General features: G+C 32.4%; 14 protein-coding genes and 2 tRNA genes. 5 read left to right on the forward strand and 11 right to left on the reverse strand.

The window, feature by feature from the left end:
- Positions 1-153 precede the first annotated feature (153 nt).
- The 3 genes from JOC62_RS17625 to JOC62_RS17635 all read right to left on the reverse strand — a co-directional run bounded on the left by JOC62_RS17625 (position 154) and on the right by JOC62_RS17635 (position 2,903).
- Positions 154-309 (reverse strand): hypothetical protein, encoded by a 156-nt coding sequence (locus tag JOC62_RS17625; RefSeq protein WP_204596593.1) that lies wholly within the window; start codon positions 307-309, stop codon positions 154-156.
- A gap of 69 nt (positions 310-378) precedes the next feature.
- Complete coding sequence (gene glmS, locus JOC62_RS17630) at positions 379-2,205, reverse strand: glutamine--fructose-6-phosphate transaminase (isomerizing) (protein ID WP_204596594.1); 1,827 nt, start codon at positions 2,203-2,205, stop codon at positions 379-381.
- A gap of 446 nt (positions 2,206-2,651) precedes the next feature.
- Positions 2,652-2,903, reverse strand: a complete 252-nt coding sequence (locus JOC62_RS17635; RefSeq protein ID WP_204596595.1) for a GIY-YIG nuclease family protein — start codon at positions 2,901-2,903, stop codon at positions 2,652-2,654.
- A 226-nt stretch (positions 2,904-3,129) separates the two neighbouring features.
- On the opposite strand from JOC62_RS17635, the gene JOC62_RS17640 reads away from it, so the two are divergent.
- Genes JOC62_RS17640 through JOC62_RS17650 form a run of 3 tightly spaced genes read left to right on the forward strand, consistent with a single transcriptional unit; the run spans position 3,130 to position 7,209 of the window.
- Complete coding sequence (locus tag JOC62_RS17640; RefSeq protein WP_204596596.1) at positions 3,130-3,594, forward strand: MarR family winged helix-turn-helix transcriptional regulator; 465 nt, start codon at positions 3,130-3,132, stop codon at positions 3,592-3,594.
- 14 nt (positions 3,595-3,608) lie between these two features.
- The gene (locus JOC62_RS17645; RefSeq protein WP_204596597.1) at positions 3,609-5,348 is read left to right on the forward strand and encodes an ABC transporter ATP-binding protein; all 1,740 of its coding nucleotides are present in this window, start codon (positions 3,609-3,611) and stop codon (positions 5,346-5,348) included.
- Complete coding sequence (locus tag JOC62_RS17650; RefSeq protein ID WP_204596598.1) at positions 5,335-7,209, forward strand: ABC transporter ATP-binding protein; 1,875 nt, start codon at positions 5,335-5,337, stop codon at positions 7,207-7,209. Before JOC62_RS17645 ends, JOC62_RS17650 begins: the two co-directional genes overlap by 14 nt.
- Positions 7,210-7,269: 60 nt before the next feature.
- Here JOC62_RS17650 and JOC62_RS17655 read toward each other — a convergent pair whose 3' ends face one another.
- The 4 genes from JOC62_RS17655 to JOC62_RS17670 all read right to left on the reverse strand — a co-directional run bounded on the left by JOC62_RS17655 (position 7,270) and on the right by JOC62_RS17670 (position 14,446).
- Complete coding sequence (locus tag JOC62_RS17655) at positions 7,270-10,566, reverse strand: exosporium glycoprotein BclB-related protein (RefSeq protein ID WP_279381529.1); 3,297 nt, start codon at positions 10,564-10,566, stop codon at positions 7,270-7,272.
- Between the two features lie 341 nt (positions 10,567-10,907).
- Complete coding sequence (locus JOC62_RS17660; RefSeq protein ID WP_243425104.1) at positions 10,908-12,029, reverse strand: collagen-like triple helix repeat-containing protein; 1,122 nt, start codon at positions 12,027-12,029, stop codon at positions 10,908-10,910.
- Between the two features lie 120 nt (positions 12,030-12,149).
- Positions 12,150-13,304: a tRNA uracil 4-sulfurtransferase ThiI gene (gene thiI / locus JOC62_RS17665; RefSeq protein WP_204596600.1), complete on the reverse strand. Its 1,155-nt coding sequence runs from the start codon at positions 13,302-13,304 to the stop codon at positions 12,150-12,152.
- Positions 13,301-14,446, reverse strand: coding sequence for a cysteine desulfurase family protein (locus JOC62_RS17670; RefSeq protein WP_204596601.1), 1,146 nt, complete (start codon positions 14,444-14,446; stop codon positions 13,301-13,303). Before JOC62_RS17670 ends, thiI begins: the two co-directional genes overlap by 4 nt.
- 247 nt (positions 14,447-14,693) lie before the next feature.
- Between JOC62_RS17670 and JOC62_RS17675 the strand changes: the two genes are divergently transcribed.
- Positions 14,694-14,769, forward strand: a tRNA-Met gene (locus JOC62_RS17675).
- 275 nt (positions 14,770-15,044) lie between these two features.
- Positions 15,045-15,120, forward strand: a tRNA-Met gene (locus JOC62_RS17680).
- A 33-nt stretch (positions 15,121-15,153) separates the two neighbouring features.
- Here the strand turns inward: JOC62_RS17680 and JOC62_RS17685 are convergent.
- From JOC62_RS17685 to JOC62_RS17700, 4 genes are all read right to left on the reverse strand, one after another.
- Positions 15,154-15,783 (reverse strand): cyclase family protein, encoded by a 630-nt coding sequence (locus tag JOC62_RS17685; RefSeq protein WP_204596602.1) that lies wholly within the window; start codon positions 15,781-15,783, stop codon positions 15,154-15,156.
- A gap of 125 nt (positions 15,784-15,908) precedes the next feature.
- Positions 15,909-16,775: a hypothetical protein gene (locus tag JOC62_RS17690; RefSeq protein ID WP_204596603.1), complete on the reverse strand. Its 867-nt coding sequence runs from the start codon at positions 16,773-16,775 to the stop codon at positions 15,909-15,911.
- The gene (locus JOC62_RS17695; protein WP_204596604.1) at positions 16,762-17,316 is read right to left on the reverse strand and encodes a hypothetical protein; all 555 of its coding nucleotides are present in this window, start codon (positions 17,314-17,316) and stop codon (positions 16,762-16,764) included. Before JOC62_RS17695 ends, JOC62_RS17690 begins: the two co-directional genes overlap by 14 nt.
- Before the next feature lie 174 nt (positions 17,317-17,490).
- The gene (locus tag JOC62_RS17700; protein ID WP_204596605.1) at positions 17,491-18,300 is read right to left on the reverse strand and encodes a metallophosphoesterase; all 810 of its coding nucleotides are present in this window, start codon (positions 18,298-18,300) and stop codon (positions 17,491-17,493) included.
- Between the last annotated feature and the right edge of the window lie 144 nt (positions 18,301-18,444).

The following is an 18,444-nucleotide window of genomic DNA, read 5'->3' on the forward strand; positions in this document are numbered from 1 at the left end:
TTTAACTTTTTTAATATAACATTTCCATCCAATCTTAATTTAGTTTATTTCTAGTTAATAAACATATATCTTTAAAAATCATATTATTTTTAGTTCAAAATAAAAAAAGCTTATACATTCTCATATAAGAATGTATAAGCTTAATACTTTTTATTATTTAACTATATTTTCTAAGTCCTCAACAATCATGTTGATTACTTCTATCTTTGATTTTGCTGATTCATTATCAGGCATCCATTCTAATCCTGAGTTTAGGCTATTCCCAGTCTCCTTATACTCTCTGATCAATTTCAATAACTCTTCTCTCATAAAAAATCTCTCCTAACTCGCACAGGTAATATTTTACTTTACAGTATATTATACCTCTAAATTGGAATTTTATTCAACTGTTACTGATTTTGCTAGATTTCTTGGCTTATCTATGTCAAATCCTTTAAAACTTGCAACATAGTAAGCTAATAGTTGTAATTCAACAGCTGCAATAATTGGTGCAAACATATCGATAGTTTCAGGTATGAATAATACATTATCTAAAACTTCTTGAGCTTTTTCGCTTTGTCTAAATGTTATTCCAAAATTAATTGCTCCTCTTGATTTTATTTCAACAACATTACTAATCATTTTATCTATTAAATTCTTTTGAGTAAGAACTGAAACAACCTTTGTACCTTTTTCTATTAAAGCAATTGGTCCATGTTTTAATTCTCCTCCAGCATAAGCTTCTGAATGGATATATGATATTTCTTTTAATTTTAATGATCCTTCTAAAGCAAGTGCAAAATCCATTCCTCTTCCTAAGAAGAATATATCATCTTCATCTTTAATTTCTTCTGCAACTTTCTTTACATCTTCTGTATCTTTTAATACTTCTTCTATCTTTTCAGGAATTAATAATAATTCCTTCTTTAAATTACTTATTTCTTCTTCACTTACAGTTTTTAAAAGTTCTCCAAAGTACATTGCAATTGTATGCATTATTACTACTTGTGTAGTATATGCCTTTGTTGATGCTACTGAAATTTCTGGTCCTGCCATAGTGTATATAACATGATCAGCCTCTCTTGAAATTGTACTTCCAACAACATTTGTAACAGCTAATGTCTTTGCTCCAGCTTTATTACAATCTCTTAATACCGCTAAAGTATCTGCTGTTTCACCTGATTGGCTTAATACAACAACTAATGATTTATCAGTAACTAGTGGATCTCTATATCTAAATTCTGATGCAATATCAACTTCTACTGGTATTCTTGCAAGTTTTTCTATTGAGTATTTACCCATTAATCCTGCATGGTATGCAGTTCCACAAGCTACCATATAAATTCTATCAATGTTTTCTAGCTCTTCTTTTGAAATTTTAAAATCATCAAAACAAATGCCATGTTCCATTGATACTCTTGAAGTCATAGTATCCCTAATTGCTTTTGGCTGTTCGTGAATTTCTTTTAACATGAATGAATCAAATCCACCTTTTTCTGCTGCATCTGCATTCCATGTTACTTTAAATACTTCTTTATCTATCTTATTGCCGTTTTCATCAAGAAGTTTTACTCCTTCTTCTGTGATAACAACAAATTCATTATCTTCTAAAAGATATACATCTCTAGTGTAGTTTAAAACTGCTGGTATATCTGAGGCAATAAAGTTTTCGTCTCCTTCTAATCCTACGATTAATGGACTATCCTTTCTTACAGCTACAAGCTTATCAGGTTCTGCATTACAAACTGCTCCTATTGCAAAGCTTCCTTGTAGATCCTTTGATGCTCTAACTACTGCCTTAAATAAATCTCCTTCATAGTAGTATTCTATAAGGTTTGGTATAACCTCAGTATCTGTTTCTGAAACAAAGTTACATCCCTTGCTCTTTAAAAATTCTCTAAGTTCAATGTAGTTTTCTATAATACCATTGTGAACAACAGCTACATCTCCTTTTGAACTTAAATGAGGATGTGAATTAACATCTGATGGCTCCCCATGAGTTGCCCATCTAGTATGTCCAATTCCGATACTTCCTTTCATAGGATTTTCCTTTAGGCTTTCTTCTAAATTAGCAAGACGTCCTTTTTGCTTTCTAACGTCAATCTTGCCATCCTCTATAACAGCTACTCCAGCTGAGTCATATCCTCTATACTCAAGCTTTGATAATCCCTCTACTAAAAAGTTAGTTGCTTGTCCTTTACCAACATATCCTACTATTCCGCACATAAAAATCTTCCTTCCTTTGTATCTAATATTATATTTAATTGTCATCTTCTTTACGATTTTCTCCTAGCGTAAATAAAAATGGGTATAATAATCCTAGGACTACAAAAACCATAAAATTGAAGGTTTTAACACCAGATTGGATTTGTGCTATAGATTGCTCCATAGTTTTGCCAATCGTTAACGGTAGTGCGATACCGTGGGGCACCCGCCGAAAAGTTTCGATAACTCCCAACCTCGTCAACTTAAGCTGCTATTAAAATTTATCATAATAAGCTTACCTAAGTTCTGGCGCTTTTTATCTATTTAAAAGTCTATTCCTATAACATTCACTTCCTTTTTACAAAATTTTATACCTTCCAAATTATTTTATCATATTTTTTTAGTTTGTCTATATGATTAACATATTTTATTATTCTCACTTTTGCTACAAATTTCAATAATTTAATTTAAATTTTTTTAAAATTTTCTATCATTTTTAGTTTCTTTTCTCTACTCATTTTTTTGATTTCATATTCTCTTTTCATTGCTTTAATTTTTTCTTCAAACTCTTCAAAATATACAAGTTCTAATGGGCCTCTCCCCTTTGTATATTTTGCTCCTTTTCCTTCTTTATGCGCTCTAAATCTACGCTCTAGATTATTAGTCCATCCTGTATAAAGAGATTTATCTTTACATCTTATTATATAAACATAATTCATTTTATCACCTTATTTTTATTTATTTTTGTATATTAAATTGTTAAATCACAAAGTATATATTTTATCGATAACGTTTTACTAAATCATTGTAATATTTTCTTAATTCTTTTACCATAATTTTTTAGAACTTATAGCTTGTTTTTTTTATAAAATGGTATTAAAATAAAAAACAGTTAGTCACCTAATTATTAGTCGACTAACTATTTCTAATGAAAGGAGTTCTATTATGAATTCAGAAGATAATTTTTCTTTTCATAAATTATTAGGTCAAGTAGTAAGATTGCATTTTTGTTTGACTCATAAAACTTTAGAAAAAGAAGGTCTATATCCTGGGCAACCCCCTCTTTTATATGCATTATATGATGAAGATGGATTAAGCCAAAAGGAAATAGCAGAAAAATTACATTTAAAACCTGCAACAATTACTGTAATGATTAAAAGACTAGAAAAAGCAGGATTTATAAAAAAAGTTGCGGACGAAAATGACCAAAGAATCTCTAGAATTCATTTAACTGAGAAAGGTATTGCATCTTGTGTTGACCTAAAAAGTATGGTTAAACAAATTGATGATATTTGCCTGCATAATTTTACTGATGACGATATAAATTCTTTAAAAATCTTATTAGAGAGAATACAAACAAATTTAAAAGTTCATAAAGAAAATACAGACAATAAAGATAATATTACTTAAGGAGTGATAAAGACATGTTAAAACTGTTTAAGCATCTAAAGCCATATAGTAAACAATTAATATTTGTATTAATTTTACTATTCATTCAAACAATGACTCAGTTATATCTACCTACTCTATTATCTGAGATAGTAGATACAGGAATAATTAACGGTGATGTTAATTATATACTTAAAATTGGTGGAATAATGATCGGTGTTGCATTAATAGGTAGCGCTTGCACTATTTTTGCTAGTTTCATTTCTTCTAAAGTTTCAATGGGTCTTGGTAGAGACTTAAGAAGAAAGATATTTACTAAAGCAGAAACTTTTTCATTAAATGAAATTGATAAAGTTGGTACTGCATCACTTATTACTAGAACAACAAATGACGTTAACCAAGTACAACAAGTTGTTATTATGATATTAAGAATGATGGTAACTGCACCTCTTATGTGCATAGGTGGTATCATAATGGCAGTTTCTGTTAATAAAGATTTATCCTTAATACTTTTAGTTTCAATGCCAATTGTAATTATATCAATCTTACTTATTGGTAAAACTGGTATGCCAATGTTTAAGGCAATGCAAGTAAAACTTGATAAAATAAATAGAGTCTTAAGAGAAAATCTTACTGGTATAAGAGTTATTAGAGCATTTAATAAGCAAAGCTTTGAAAAGAAAAGATTTGATGAAGCTAATGATGACTTTACTGATAACGCAATAAAAGTAAATAAAATAATTGCTTCATTAATGCCTATATTAATGCTTATATTAAACCTAACTTCTGTTGCAATACTTTGGTTTGGTGCAAATAGAATAGATGCTGGTACTATGGAAGTTGGTAACCTTATGGCATTCTTACAATATGTAATGCAAATAATGTTCTCACTTATAATGGTAAGTATGCTCTTTATTATGATTCCTAGAGCTTCAGCTTCAGCTAGTAGAATAAATGAGGTGCTAGCTATAGAACCTGATATAGTAGATCCTAAAAAACCTATAAACAAAAGTAATAAAAAAGGATTTGTTGAATTTAAAAATGTATCATACTTCTATCCTGGTGCAGAAACTGCTGCATTAAATAATATTTCTTTTGAAACTAGACCAGGTGAAACTACTGCTATTATAGGTGGTACAGGCTCCGGTAAATCTACAATATTAAATCTTTTAACAAGATTCTATGATGCTTCAAAAGGAGAAATTCTAGTTGATGGAATTAACATAAAAGACATGTCCCAAGACACCCTTAGAAGTAAAATTGGATTTGTTCCTCAAAAGGCTGTACTTTTCTCAGGAACAATTGCAGAAAACTTAAAATATGGTAAAGAAGATGCTACTATGGATGAATTAGTTCATGCCGCAAAGATAGCTCAATCATATAATTTTATTGAAGAAAAAGAAAATGGTTTTGACTCTATCGTTGAACAAGGTGGTAAAAACTTCTCAGGCGGTCAAAAGCAACGTCTTTCTATAGCTCGTGCTTTAGTTAGAAAACCTGAGGTTTACTTATTTGATGATAGCTTCTCAGCTCTTGACTTTAAAACTGATTCAAAACTTAGAGCCGCTCTTAAAAGTGAAACTACAGAATCAGCTGTTATTATAGTCGCTCAAAGAGTAAGTACGATAATGGATGCTGATAGAATATTAGTTTTAGAAGATGGTAACATCGTTGGAATGGGCACTCATAAAGAATTACTAAAAAACTGTGCAATTTATCAAGAAATTGCCTCATCACAACTTTCAGAGGAGGAACTTTCAAATGAGCATAGATAAGAATAAACAAAAATCAGCTGCTCCTATGGGTGGAAATAAAGGTGCCCATGGCGTAGTCATGGGTGGTGAAAAAGCTAAAGACTTTAAAGGAACAGCAAAAAGACTTTTACAATATTTAAATCCACATAAAACTAAACTTATTTCTGTAATTTTTATGGCCATAATAAGTACAGCATTTACTGTATTTAGTCCTAAATTACTTGGAGAAACTATTAACGTAATACTTGAAGGTATGATTGCTAAATTTAAAGGAATACCTGGTGCTTCAATTGACTTTTCAAAATTAACTCATTACATTTTATTACTTTTATTCTTCTATGTATTAAGTGCAGTCTTTATGTATCTTCAACAGTATATAATGGCAGGAGTTGCTCAAAATACAGTTCGTGATATGAGAAAAGATGTTAATGAGAAGTTAAATAGACTTCCTATCAAGTACTTTGATGCTAACTCAAAAGGTGATATATTAAGTAGAGTTACAAATGACGTAGATAATATAAGTAGTACACTTCAACAAAGTTTAACTCAACTTATTACTGCTGTAATATCAATGATTGGTATTACTATAATGATGTTAACAATAAGCCCACTTTTAACTTTAATATGTGTATTAACTCTTCCAATTTGTATTATTTCAACTAGACCTATAATAGGTAAATCACAAAAGTTCTTTGCTACTCAACAAAAAGAGCTTGGTCAATTAAATGGGCATGTTGAAGAAGTTTATACAGGTCATACTGTTATAAAAGCTTTTGGCCATGAAAAGAAAGCTATTAAAGAATTTGATGATATAAATGATAAACTTTATGATTCAGCTTGGAAAGCACAATTCATGTCAGGCTTAATAATGCCTTTAATGAATTTTATAAATAATGTAGGTTATGTTATTATTGCTGTAGTTGGTGGTATATTAGTTACTAAGGATAAGCTAAGTGTTGGATATATCCAATCATTTATTCAATACTCAAGACAATTTACTCAAATGATTAATCAAACTGCTAATATAGCAAATATACTTCAATCAACAATGGCTTCTGCTGAAAGAGTATTTGAAATTTTAGATGAAGAAGAAGAAGTTAAAGACCCAGAACATCCAAAAACTTTAGAAGCTCCTAAAGGAAATGTTAATTTCAAAAATGTTAAATTTGGTTATACTCCAAATGAACTATTAATGAAGGATATGAATGTAACTGCAAAACAAGGTCAAACTATTGCAATAGTCGGTCCTACTGGTGCAGGTAAAACAACACTGATCAATCTTATGATGAGATTCTACGAGTTAAACGGTGGAGAAATTACATTTGATGGTGTAGATATAACAGACTTCAGCCGCGGATATTTAAGAAGCATGTTTGGTATGGTTCTTCAAGATACTTGGTTATTTAATGGTAGCATAAAAGATAATATAGCATACGGAAAAGAAGGTGCTACTTTTGAAGAAGTTGTAACTGCAGCCAAAGCAGCTCATGCTGACCACTTTATAAGAACATTACCTGATGGATATGATACTGTATTAAATGAAGAAGCTTCAAATATATCACAAGGACAAAAGCAACTATTAACAATTGCTAGAGCAATACTTGCTAATCCTAGGGTATTAATACTAGATGAAGCAACAAGCTCAGTAGATACAAGAACTGAGACTTACATTCAAAATGCTATGACAAAACTTATGGAAGGTAGAACAAACTTCGTAATTGCTCATAGACTATCAACAATAAAAGATGCAGATTTAATTTTAGTAATGAATCATGGTGATGTTATAGAACAAGGAAATCATGAAGAATTACTTGAAAAGAAAGGCTTCTACGCAGATCTTTATAATAGCCAATTTGCTCATGAAGAAGAAGCTACTGCTTAAAATATTTTAAAAGAAAGACTACTGAAACTTCAGTAGTCCTTTTTTAGTTATAATTAGTTTTTAAATTATTGTTAATCCTCCACTTGCATATCCAGCTATAGTATTTACTAAACTAAGCCCTGAAGCTGTTGCTGAGAATACTAATAATAAACGAGTTTGTGGATTGACTGTAATTGATAGTCCTGTTGTAATACCATTACTAATAGCACCGATTGATATTGCTCCAGTTAATGCTGGTGCTAATGTTACTGATGCTCCAGGTACTGCTGTAAAGCTATTATTAGGTGTTGTTGATTGATATAGTTGTGCAGTAATAGTTATTGTTGAACCTAATAGACTTAAAGCTGCAGTTACACTAAAGTATGCTGCAAGTGATGTTATCGTTCCAGTCCTTGGAACTGAAAATGCCATATTAAGAAGTGTTCCAGCTGCTCCTGTTAAATCTATAACTCCACCTACTATGCTGACTCCAGTAGCTGAATTACCAAATCCAACAAGTGATGTCGTACCTACCAAGCCTCCTAGAACAGTTGTTAATGATACTGGTAATCCCGATGCATATGGAATAATTGCTCCATTTCCTGCTGGCCCTGTTGCTCCAGTTACTCCAGTTGCCCCTGTTGCTCCTGTTACTCCAGTTACTCCAGTTGCCCCTGTTGCTCCTGTTACTCCAGTTACTCCAGTTGCCCCTGTTGCTCCTGTTACTCCAGTTGGTCCTGTTGCTCCAGTTGCTCCAGTTGGTCCTATTGGTCCTTGTAATCCTGTTGCTCCCGTTACCCCGGTTGGTCCTATTGGTCCTTGTAATCCTGTCGCCCCAGTTGGTCCTGTTGGCCCTATTAATCCTTGTGCTCCGGTTGCTCCTGTTACCCCAGTTGCTCCAGTTGGTCCTATTGGTCCTTGTAACCCTGTTGCTCCAGTTGCCCCTGTTTCTCCGGTTGCTCCGGTCGCTCCTGTTGCTCCTGTTACTCCTGTTGCCCCCGTTACTCCTGTTACTCCGGTTGCCCCTGTTGCTCCTGTTACTCCAGTTGCTCCAGTTGCCCCCGTTACTCCTGTTACTCCAGTTGCCCCCGTTACTCCAGTTGCTCCTGTTACCCCAGTTGCTCCTGTTGGTCCTATTGGTCCTTGTAATCCTGTTGCTCCTGTTACCCCAGTTGCTCCTGTTGGTCCTATTGGTCCTTGTAATCCTGTTGCTCCTGTTACCCCGGTTGGTCCTTGTGCTCCTGTTTCTCCGGTTGGCCCTATTGGTCCTGTTGCTCCTGTTTCTCCAGTTGGTCCTATTGGTCCTTGTAATCCTGTCGCCCCAGTTGCTCCTGTTGGCCCTATTAATCCTTGTGCTCCGGTTGCTCCTGTTACCCCAGTTGCTCCTGTTGGTCCTATTGGTCCTTGTAACCCTGTTGCTCCTGTTTCTCCGGTTGGCCCTGTTGGTCCTATTGCTCCTTGTGCTCCGGTTACCCCAGTCGCTCCGGTTGCTCCTGTTACTCCAGTTGCCCCAGTTGGTCCTGTTGGCCCTATTAATCCTTGTGCTCCGGTTGCTCCTGTTACTCCAGTTGCTCCTGTTACCCCAGTTGCTCCAGTTGGTCCTATTGGTCCTTGTAACCCTGTTGCTCCTGTTACCCCTGTTACTCCAGTTGGTCCTATTGGTCCTTGTAATCCTGTCGCCCCAGTTGGTCCTGTTGACCCTATTAATCCTTGTGCTCCGGTTGCTCCTGTTACCCCAGTTGCTCCTGTTGGTCCTATTGGTCCTTGTAACCCTGTTGCTCCGGTTGCTCCTGTTACCCCAGTTGCTCCTGTTGGTCCTATTAATCCTTGTGGTCCAGTTGCTCCTGTTACCCCAGTTGCTCCAGTTGGTCCTATTGGTCCTTGTAATCCTGTTACCCCGGTTGGTCCGGTTGGTCCTTGTGCTCCTGTTTCTCCGGTTGGCCCTATTGGTCCTGTTGCTCCTGTTACCCCAGTTGCTCCAGTTGGTCCTATTAGTCCTTGTAACCCTGTTGCTCCAGTTGCCCCTGTTTCTCCGGTTGCTCCGGTTGCTCCTGTTACTCCAGTTGCTCCAGTTGGTCCTATTGGTCCTTGTAACCCTGTTACTCCAGTTGCTCCTGTTGGTCCTATTAATCCTTGTGCTCCGGTTGCTCCTGTTACCCCAGTTGCTCCAGTTGGTCCTATTGGTCCTTGTAATCCTGTTGCTCCTGTTACCCCAGTCGCTCCGGTTGGTCCTATTGGTCCTTGTAATCCTGTTGCTCCTGTTACCCCAGTCGCTCCGGTTGGTCCTATTAATCCTTGTGGCCCTGTCGCTCCAGTTGCCCCCGTTACTCCAGTTGCTCCGGTTACCCCGGTTGGTCCTTGTACTCCTGTTGCTCCTGTTTCTCCGGTTGGCCCTGTTGGTCCTATTGCTCCTTGTGCTCCGGTTACCCCAGTCGCTCCGGTTGGTCCTATTAATCCTTGTGGCCCTGTTGGTCCAGTTGCCCCCGTTACTCCTGTTTCTCCTGTTGCTCCTGTTACTCCAGTTGGTCCTGTTGCTCCTGTTTCTCCTGTTTCTCCGGTTGGTCCTATTGGTCCTTGTAATCCTGTTGCTCCTGTTACCCCAGTCGCTCCGGTTGGTCCTATTAATCCTTGTGGCCCTGTCGCTCCAGTTGCCCCCGTTACTCCAGTTACTCCGGTTGCTCCTGTTACTCCAGTTGCCCCTGTTGGTCCTATTGCTCCTTGTGCTCCTGTTGCCCCAGTTGGTCCTATTGCTCCTTGTGCTCCAGTTGGTCCTGTTACTCCAGTTACCCCTGTTGCTCCTGTTGGTCCTATTGGTCCTTGTAATCCTGTTGCTCCAGTTGCCCCTGTTGCTCCAGTTGCCCCCGTTGGCCCTGTCGGTCCAGTCTGCCCACATGGATTACATTTTTCTTCTAAACATATATAAGGTTTTTGTCTTGTATTACTTGAACTAAATATAGCAGTACCATTACTTTCAGCTGACATATTTATTATCATTTCATCTATTCTTGATATATTTCCTTCTTTAATAATATCTAATAAACTCATATAAACATATCTTCTCTCATCAGTTATATTTGCTACATCTGTTATTGTTTTATCTAAAATTATATTTTGATTTATATCTCTAATTAATATATTGAATTTAATTAATATACTTCTTGTAAACCTTAATTCATCTAAATATAAATAAAATCTTAATATAGTATTATTTATACAATCTAAATCTTTACCTATATTAAATCTTAAGGAAACCCAGCATACTCTAGCATCACAATTAGAAATCTTAGGTTCATTGCAAACTAATAGTCTTCCGCAAATTTCTCTAGTTTCTCCATTGAAATACTGAAATTCTTCTGCAGGAGTTATTTTAACTTTCATTTTGTAAACCTCCTTTTTATCCTAAGTTCTATCCTATAATAGTATATTAAAAATTAATCAAAAGGTTGACAAAATAAAATACTAAGACTTCCATATTATTAATTGACTTTTCTAACAATAAATCTATCTCTAAAAGAATCTATGATTTGCTTATATTCTCTAATCTTGGTTTTGTCTTTGGATGCTTTAGAACAACTATAGTATAAAAAACTTTAGATATATCACAATAACAAAAGTAACTATTTCCCTAATGAAAAAGAAGCTCCTATTTAATATATTTTAGTTATAAATAAAAAAACTGCTGATAAATCATCAGTAGTTTTTTTAATTTAAATTCTATTTTATGCTATTCTAGTTATTGTGAAGTGAGATATATTTTTTCCATCTCCTATCGCTAATGTTAATTCACTATCTAAAGTAACTGATATTAATGCTGATTCAGGTAAAGTTACTATTCTATCAAATACAGAGTTCTGTCCTAATGTAACAGGTACACTAAGTCCATTTGCTACCCCTGTTATACTAACTGTCATATCTGAAAGACATACTCCTATTGGTACAAATATAAAGAAAGTTATTCTATAAACTCCCTCCTCTGCTACTATCAATTGATCTGCAGTGTGTGTAATTCCGATCTCTTCACTTACTATATCATCAAATAAATTTAAACGATTATTATTTAATGCTGTTGCTGAAAGATCAGTGCGTTTAATATATGACCCATAAGCTGCTGATGGAGTTATTCCTGTTGGACCTGTTGGACCTGTTGGTCCTGTTGGTCCCATTAATCCTTGTATTCCAATTGGACCTTGTGGCCCTATTGATCCTTGTGGCCCAGCTGGTCCAATTGCTCCTGTTGGACCAGTCACTCCCTTAGTCCTAGTTGTCCCTGTTATTCCTATATCTTCTGTTGACATAGTTGATTCTGTTGATCCTGTTTGGCTTATTGCCTCAATTGGTTCTGTTGATCCTATTGACTTTGTTGGAACATTATATTCTTCCAAATATACAGAAGCTCTTTTCTTATTGCTATTTGAATTAAATATAGCAATACCACTACTTTCAGCCGATATATTTATTATTATCTCATCTATTCGCGATATATTTTCATCTTTAATAATATTAAATAAATCTAAATGAACGTATCTTCTTTCATCCATCATATCCATTACATCTGTTAAGGTCTTATCTAAAACTGTACCTGTAGTTTCATTATTAATAACTATATTAAATTTAATTAGAATACTTCTAGTAAATCTTAATTCACTTAAATAGAGTCTTAGCATAGCGTCTTTTATAGAATTCAAATCTTTATTTATATTAAATTTCAAAGAAATCCAACAAACATTTGAATCATTATTATAGCTTTTAGGCTCATTACAAATTAATAATCTGTTATGAACCTCTTTAACTTCTCCATTTAAATACTGTATTTCTTCTGTAGGAGTTATTTTAACTTTCATTGTAAACCCCCTTTTCATAATAAATTATCTCCTATAAACAATATATTAGAAATCAGCTATAAGGTTGACAAAAAGAAAGTCAAGGTTAGCTTAAAATACTGCTAAACTTGACTTTATAAATTAAAATACTACGACTTCCATATCATTAATTGCTTTTTCTACTAATGAATCTACATCTAGAGGCGCCTCTGACTTTCTTATATTCTCTAATCTTGGCTTTGTTTTTGGATGTTTTGGAACAAATATTGTACAACAATCTTCATAAGGAAGTATTGATGTTTCATATGTTCCTATTTCTCTCGCAATATCCATTATATCTCCCTTATCCATAGCTATAAGAGGTCTAAATACTGGTCTATCAGCACAGTCTGTACTTACAACAAGTCCTTCCATTGTCTGACTTGCAACCTGCCCAATACTTTCTCCACTTGAAACTGATTGTATTCCTTCTCTTTCAGAAACTGCACATGCAACTCTCATCATAAATCTTCTCATTATTATTGTAAGTTCGTCTTGAGGACATTTATCTATAATATCCATTTGTATTTCTGTAAAAGGTACTATGAATAATCTAACCTTCTCAGTATAATTACTTAATATTTTTGCTAAATCTTTTACCTTATCTTTTGCTCTTTCAGATGTATAAGGATGACTATGATAATATATACAGTTTAGTTCTACACCTCTTCTTGCCATAAGATATCCTGCAACTGGTGAATCAATTCCACCTGAAAGCATAAGCATTGTGCTTCCGTTCATTCCATATGGAAGGCCGCCTGCACCTTTTATTTTATCTGCACTAGTGTAAACATAAGCTCTTTCTCTTATCTCAACATTAACTAAGCATTCTGGATTTTTAACATCAACAGAAAGATCTCCTTGATAATTCTTTAATACATAAGAACCTATTTCCATTGATGTTTCTATTGAAGTTTTAGGGAATTGTTTATTTGCTCTATTAGTTGCAATCTTAAAAGTATTTGGTTTTACTTCTTCTATCTTTTTAAGAGCTTCAGCTTTTATAGCATCCATATCTCTATCAACTTCTGTTACAATACATACTTCTGCTACTCCAAATACTCTTTTTACTCTTTCTACACCTTGCTCTAAGTCTTCAATTTTTATGAAGTATCTATTTTGATCATTTATTATTTCAAAATCTAACCCTTTAAGTTTCTTCTTTATATTATCTCTTAATCTTTTTTCGAATTTATTTTTATTTAACCCCTTTAAAAATATCTCTGCTGCATATTTAACTAATATTAATTTTCTCATCTTTTTATCCTCCTTAAGAAAGTTAATGATTTCTTTAACTTATCTATTGTTTTATCTATTTCTTCTTTTAAATTATCTTCGCTAAAAGAAAATCTAATTGCACTTTCAGCACCTTTATCACATAATCCTAAAGCCTTTATTACATAACTTCCACTTGCTATGCTAGTTTTTGATGTACATGCTGATCCAGTTGACACATATATATCTGCATCCTCAAGCATATGAAGCAATACCTCAGCCCTAACTCCTATAAATGAAACATTTAAAATGTAAGGCGAATGATTGATATCATCAATACTATTAATCCTTATATCATCAATTTCTTTTAATCCATCAATCATATATTTTTTAAGTTCCATCACCTTTGTATAGTTTTCACTTCTATGTTTATTTGAAATTTCAGCAGCCTTTGTAAGTGCCATTATTCCTGGGAGATTTTGAGTACCAGCTCTTAATCCACCTTCTTGGCTTCCTCCATGTATAAGTGATTTGGGTGATATCCCTTTCTTTAAATATAAAAATCCCGTTCCTTTAGGTCCGTGGAATTTATGACCTGTAGTTGTAAGTATATCTATATTCATATTCTTAACATCTATAGGAAACTTTCCATAAGCTTGAACTGCATCAACATGAAACTTAGCTCTACTACTTTTTTCTTTTATAAGTCTTCCAATACTAGCTATATCTTGTATTGCACCCATCTCATTATTAACAAACATTATAGAAACTAAAACTGTATCTTTACATATAGCATTACTTAATTCATCTAATGAAATCATTCCATTTTCGTCCACATCTAAGTATGTTACTCTAACGCCATTCTTTTCTATCTCTTCAAAAGCTTTTAAAACTGAATGGTGTTCAAACTTTGTAGTAATTACATGATGGCCACTCTTTGGAATTCCTTTTATAATTAAATTATTTCCTTCACTTGCACCTGATGTAAAATAAATTTCATCCTTTAATGCATTTATAGTACCAGCTATAAATTCTCTACTTTCATTTATCTTTTTTTCTGCTTTCATTCCTAACTTATGTAGAGAAGATGGATTTGCATAATATTCTCTCATTCCATCTGCCATAACTTCTATTACCTTATCATAAGGTTTTGTAGTTGCAGCATTATCAAAATAAATTTCCAAACTGTATCCCTCCTCTTTTTTAGTATTAACTTCATTAAAGGAGTTAATTCTAAAAAGAAATTCATCAAAACCCTAGTATTCTTATAGTATTACTAAGGATTGACCGTATATTTATATATAATATCAATTTTTTTATTATTTTAAAAGTTTTATTTATAAACAATTTAATTTTTTTAATTATTTAGTTGACAAAGTTACTTATTAGGAGTATAGTTAATCCACAAGCAAGAAACACACAAAATAATATCGCGGGATGGAGCAGTTGGTAGCTCGTCGGGCTCATAACCCGAAGGTCGTAGGTTCAAGTCCTGCTCCCGCAACCATAAAAAGCTAGTCAATTTATTGACTAGCTTTTGTTATTCTATAAGTGAATATATTCTAGCTGGTGCATCATCTGCATCCTTTAATTTTAAAGGGGATACTACAATTTAAAATCTTTCCTCTATATTATTAAGATTACATAGGTTCTCTATTATTATCTTACCCTTTGATAATAAATTTTTATGATTATATAATTCTCCATATTCGCTATTTAGTTGACAAAGTTACTTATTAGGAGTATAGTTAACCTACAAGCAAGAAATACACAAAACAATATCGCGGGATGGAGCAGTTGGTAGCTCGTCGGGCTCATAACCCGAAGGTCGTAGGTTCAAGTCCTGCTCCCGCAACCATAAGAAGCTAGTCAATTCATTGACTAGCTTTTGTTATCCTATAAGTGCATATACCCTAGCCGGTGCACCGTCTGCATCCTTTAATTTTAAAGGTGATACTATAATTTTAAATCTTTCCTCTATATCATTAAGATTACATAGATTTTCTATTATTATCTTACCTTTTAATAATAAATTTTTATGATTATACAATTCTCCATCATCGCTATCTATTGATATACAATCTACTCCGATTCCATTTAAATTGTCTAATTCACTTAAAAATTTAGATGCTTCATAAGATAATGTAGGATAATCCTTAAAGTATATCTCTGTATTCCATTTACTTTCCCATCCACTTTTTAATATTAAATACTCTACATTTCTTATTTCATATTCATGCTTTAATATTGTATCTAAATCTATTTCTTCCGTATCACTACAATCAATCATATAAGCAGTACCTATAAATTTATTTAAGTTAATTTCAGATATTGTAATTCCATCCTCAAATATATGCCTTGGTGAATCTATATGAGTTCCAGTATGAGTTGATAACTGAATCTTTAATACATTATAACCATCTCTTTTTATTGTGGATAAAGGCTCTATCTTTGCACTTTCCTCTTTGCAATATGCAATCATATCTTCTTCTATAGAATGAGTTAAATCAATTATTCTCATATGCTCTTTCCTCCTATTAAAATCTATATTTAATAATATAATACTATAAAATCATATCCATACAGTGAAATAAACATAAAAAGCTATAACAGATACTACACCTATTACAGCCTTTTATATTTATTCTAATACTTTAATTTCAATATATTTCTCTCATTTAACATATCATAAGGATTAATGCTTCTTATCCTAACATATAAATTTTGTTTATTTTTATCATTATCTTCTATTTCTATTTTAATTTCTGTATCATAGATATTCTTAACATTAATATCAATACCTTTTTTCTTAGCAAAGCTGAATCTAAATTCAGTATTCTCTTTTATACTAAAAGGATATTCTATTTTATCAATTGCTATTTTTTCATCACCTATCAGTAAAGAAAAATCATAATACTTCTTTAAATCTTCTAAATATCTACTTTCTATTTTATTTATATGGATATCTTTATTTGCAGCCCATATCATAGAGTTTTCATTATAACTCTCTGAATATCCTCCTCTCTCTTGAACAAGTATATTTGCATTGGTTTTAAATGGATTTAAAATTATTTCACCAAGATCTATATCGTATGTCTCTCCTTTATAAGTATTCAATATAGCTCTTGTTAATTTAACCTGTCCATTTTTATCTATATAGTCATATAAACTCTCCTCTTCTTCATACTCATTTTCACGTAATCTATATGTCAAATACTCATATTTATTTTTAAACTCACTATATGAATATACAACCATATCATAGGATTTATTTATTTCTGGAAATTCTATATTCATTGTGCTATTACCGTCAAAGACCTCTTCCTCATTTTCTTTTATGCTAGTATTATCTCTTATGAATTCTAAATTTATAGTAGTATCATAAAATAGCTCCGAATACCTTTTTATAAATATAGGCTCATCTATCTTACTTATTTTAAAATAAATAAAATTCCCAATAACTATTACACCCGTAATAATTAACAGTATTATTTGACCTTTACTTAATTTCATAAAACTCATCCCCCACTATATGCAATAATCTTAATAACATAATTGCTATACATATTGTAAATGCAATTAAAAGTATTGAAACTGAACCCAAAATAATTCCTTGATTAAAATTAAATGTAATGGATGAGACTGACATTAAAATCATGGTCCTTATAAATTCTAATTTCCATATTATTTTTGCCCTATCACTTATATGTTCTTTATTATATTTAACCCCTTCATATTCAATTCCTTTGCATACTGAATATATAACAAATAGCCATAAAGTAGATTCTATAATCATAAATATGAATTCAGACTTAGTTCCTACATTTCCAACTACAAAAATCTTTAATATCTCCACTGCTGCTAAAATATAACTTGCATTAACGCCCTTCTTAAAAGTCCCCTCAATTCTAGAAAGACCGTATAATCCTTTACCAATCATAATATAACCTATAAAATCAGGCAAAATATCTATATTTATACTGGTCATCGAAAGATTAAAATCAAGTATTACTAATAAATACCCCCAAAATATTCTTTTATAATATTTCTCCATAGTTCCCCCTAAATAGTATTATTACTTATCATTATATACTATTTATTCCATTTATTACTCATTTCGTATTTTAAATAAAAAAGATCTATTAGTTCTTATTTAAAACTAATAAATCCTTTATCTTAATTTCCCGTGTTTAATTTATACTTCAATATTAAAATGTTATTTAATAATTTATTTTCTTCCTTTTAATTTGACTACTACAATTTCCGGTCTATTAAGTACTCTAAATGGGAATCTACTGTTACCAAGCCCTCTACTAACTATCATTGTTGTATCATCTACTTTATAGGCACCTTCTGTATACTTTGGAAAGAATCCTTGCCCTGGTGCTATGACACCTCCAACTAATGGTATTCTAATCTGTCCTCCATGTGCATGACCTGCAAATACCATATCTATTTTATTTTCAGAATAGAATTTGATCGCCTCAGGTCTATGAACTATAAGCATTTTATAATTATTAGATTTCTCCTTTTTTAATATATGCTTAAGCTTATCATTGAGCTCACCTATTTGTAAATCTTTAAGTCCAATTAAATCTATATACTCATCCTTTAATTTTAAAGTGGTCATCCTATCTTCTACAACATCAATACCTATTTTAGTAAATCTTTCTTTTAAATCCTCATAAACTCCAGCTCTAATTTCATGATTACCAGCAACATAATATACCTTAGCAATTCTTATAAGTTTCTCCATAAGAATAATTGCAGGTTTTTCATTATATCTGCGACTATCAATAATATCACCTGTTATTACTATTATATCTGGATTTAATTTTTTAATTTTATCCACTAATCTTTCTTGGTTATCCCCAAACATCTTATTATGTAAATCACTTAAGTGGATAACTTTTAAATCTTCATCTAAATCTAAATTTTCATCATCAATATTTATCTCATTTATATGTAGCCAATTATTTTGCACATAAAAGAACATACCTATTCCTACTATGACTATAAGCATTATAGCTATATACATGTTACTCACCTTCAATCTATTATTATGTCTAGTATTTTATATTTAGTGTTTTATATATCATACTAGTATAATATTAATATTTCAATATAGCATTTTTTAATGCAATATAATACTTTTTAATACAATTTGTATTTTATTGACATT

This window comes from Clostridium sardiniense (genome assembly GCF_016907995.1).
In the GTDB taxonomy this organism is placed as follows: domain Bacteria; phylum Bacillota; class Clostridia; order Clostridiales; family Clostridiaceae; genus Clostridium; species Clostridium sardiniense.

Excerpts from the sequence above, each read along its gene's own strand:
- JOC62_RS17625 (WP_204596593.1), bottom strand. The coding sequence starts at position 309 with ATGAGAGAAGAGTTATTGAAATTGATCAGAGAGTATAAGGAGACTGGG.
- glmS (WP_204596594.1), bottom strand. The coding sequence starts at position 2,205 with ATGTGCGGAATAGTAGGATATGTTGGTAAAGGACAAGCAACTAACTTT.
- JOC62_RS17635 (WP_204596595.1), bottom strand. The coding sequence starts at position 2,903 with ATGAATTATGTTTATATAATAAGATGTAAAGATAAATCTCTTTATACA.
- JOC62_RS17640 (WP_204596596.1), top strand. The coding sequence starts at position 3,130 with ATGAATTCAGAAGATAATTTTTCTTTTCATAAATTATTAGGTCAAGTA.
- JOC62_RS17645 (WP_204596597.1), top strand. The coding sequence starts at position 3,609 with ATGTTAAAACTGTTTAAGCATCTAAAGCCATATAGTAAACAATTAATA.
- JOC62_RS17650 (WP_204596598.1), top strand. The coding sequence starts at position 5,335 with ATGAGCATAGATAAGAATAAACAAAAATCAGCTGCTCCTATGGGTGGA.
- JOC62_RS17655 (WP_279381529.1), bottom strand. The coding sequence starts at position 10,566 with ATGAAAGTTAAAATAACTCCTGCAGAAGAATTTCAGTATTTCAATGGA.
- JOC62_RS17660 (WP_243425104.1), bottom strand. The coding sequence starts at position 12,029 with ATGAAAGTTAAAATAACTCCTACAGAAGAAATACAGTATTTAAATGGA.
- thiI (WP_204596600.1), bottom strand. The coding sequence starts at position 13,304 with ATGAGAAAATTAATATTAGTTAAATATGCAGCAGAGATATTTTTAAAG.
- JOC62_RS17685 (WP_204596602.1), bottom strand. The coding sequence starts at position 15,783 with ATGAGAATAATTGATTTAACTCATTCTATAGAAGAAGATATGATTGCA.
- JOC62_RS17690 (WP_204596603.1), bottom strand. The coding sequence starts at position 16,775 with ATGAAATTAAGTAAAGGTCAAATAATACTGTTAATTATTACGGGTGTA.
- JOC62_RS17695 (WP_204596604.1), bottom strand. The coding sequence starts at position 17,316 with ATGGAGAAATATTATAAAAGAATATTTTGGGGGTATTTATTAGTAATA.
- JOC62_RS17700 (WP_204596605.1), bottom strand. The coding sequence starts at position 18,300 with ATGTATATAGCTATAATGCTTATAGTCATAGTAGGAATAGGTATGTTC.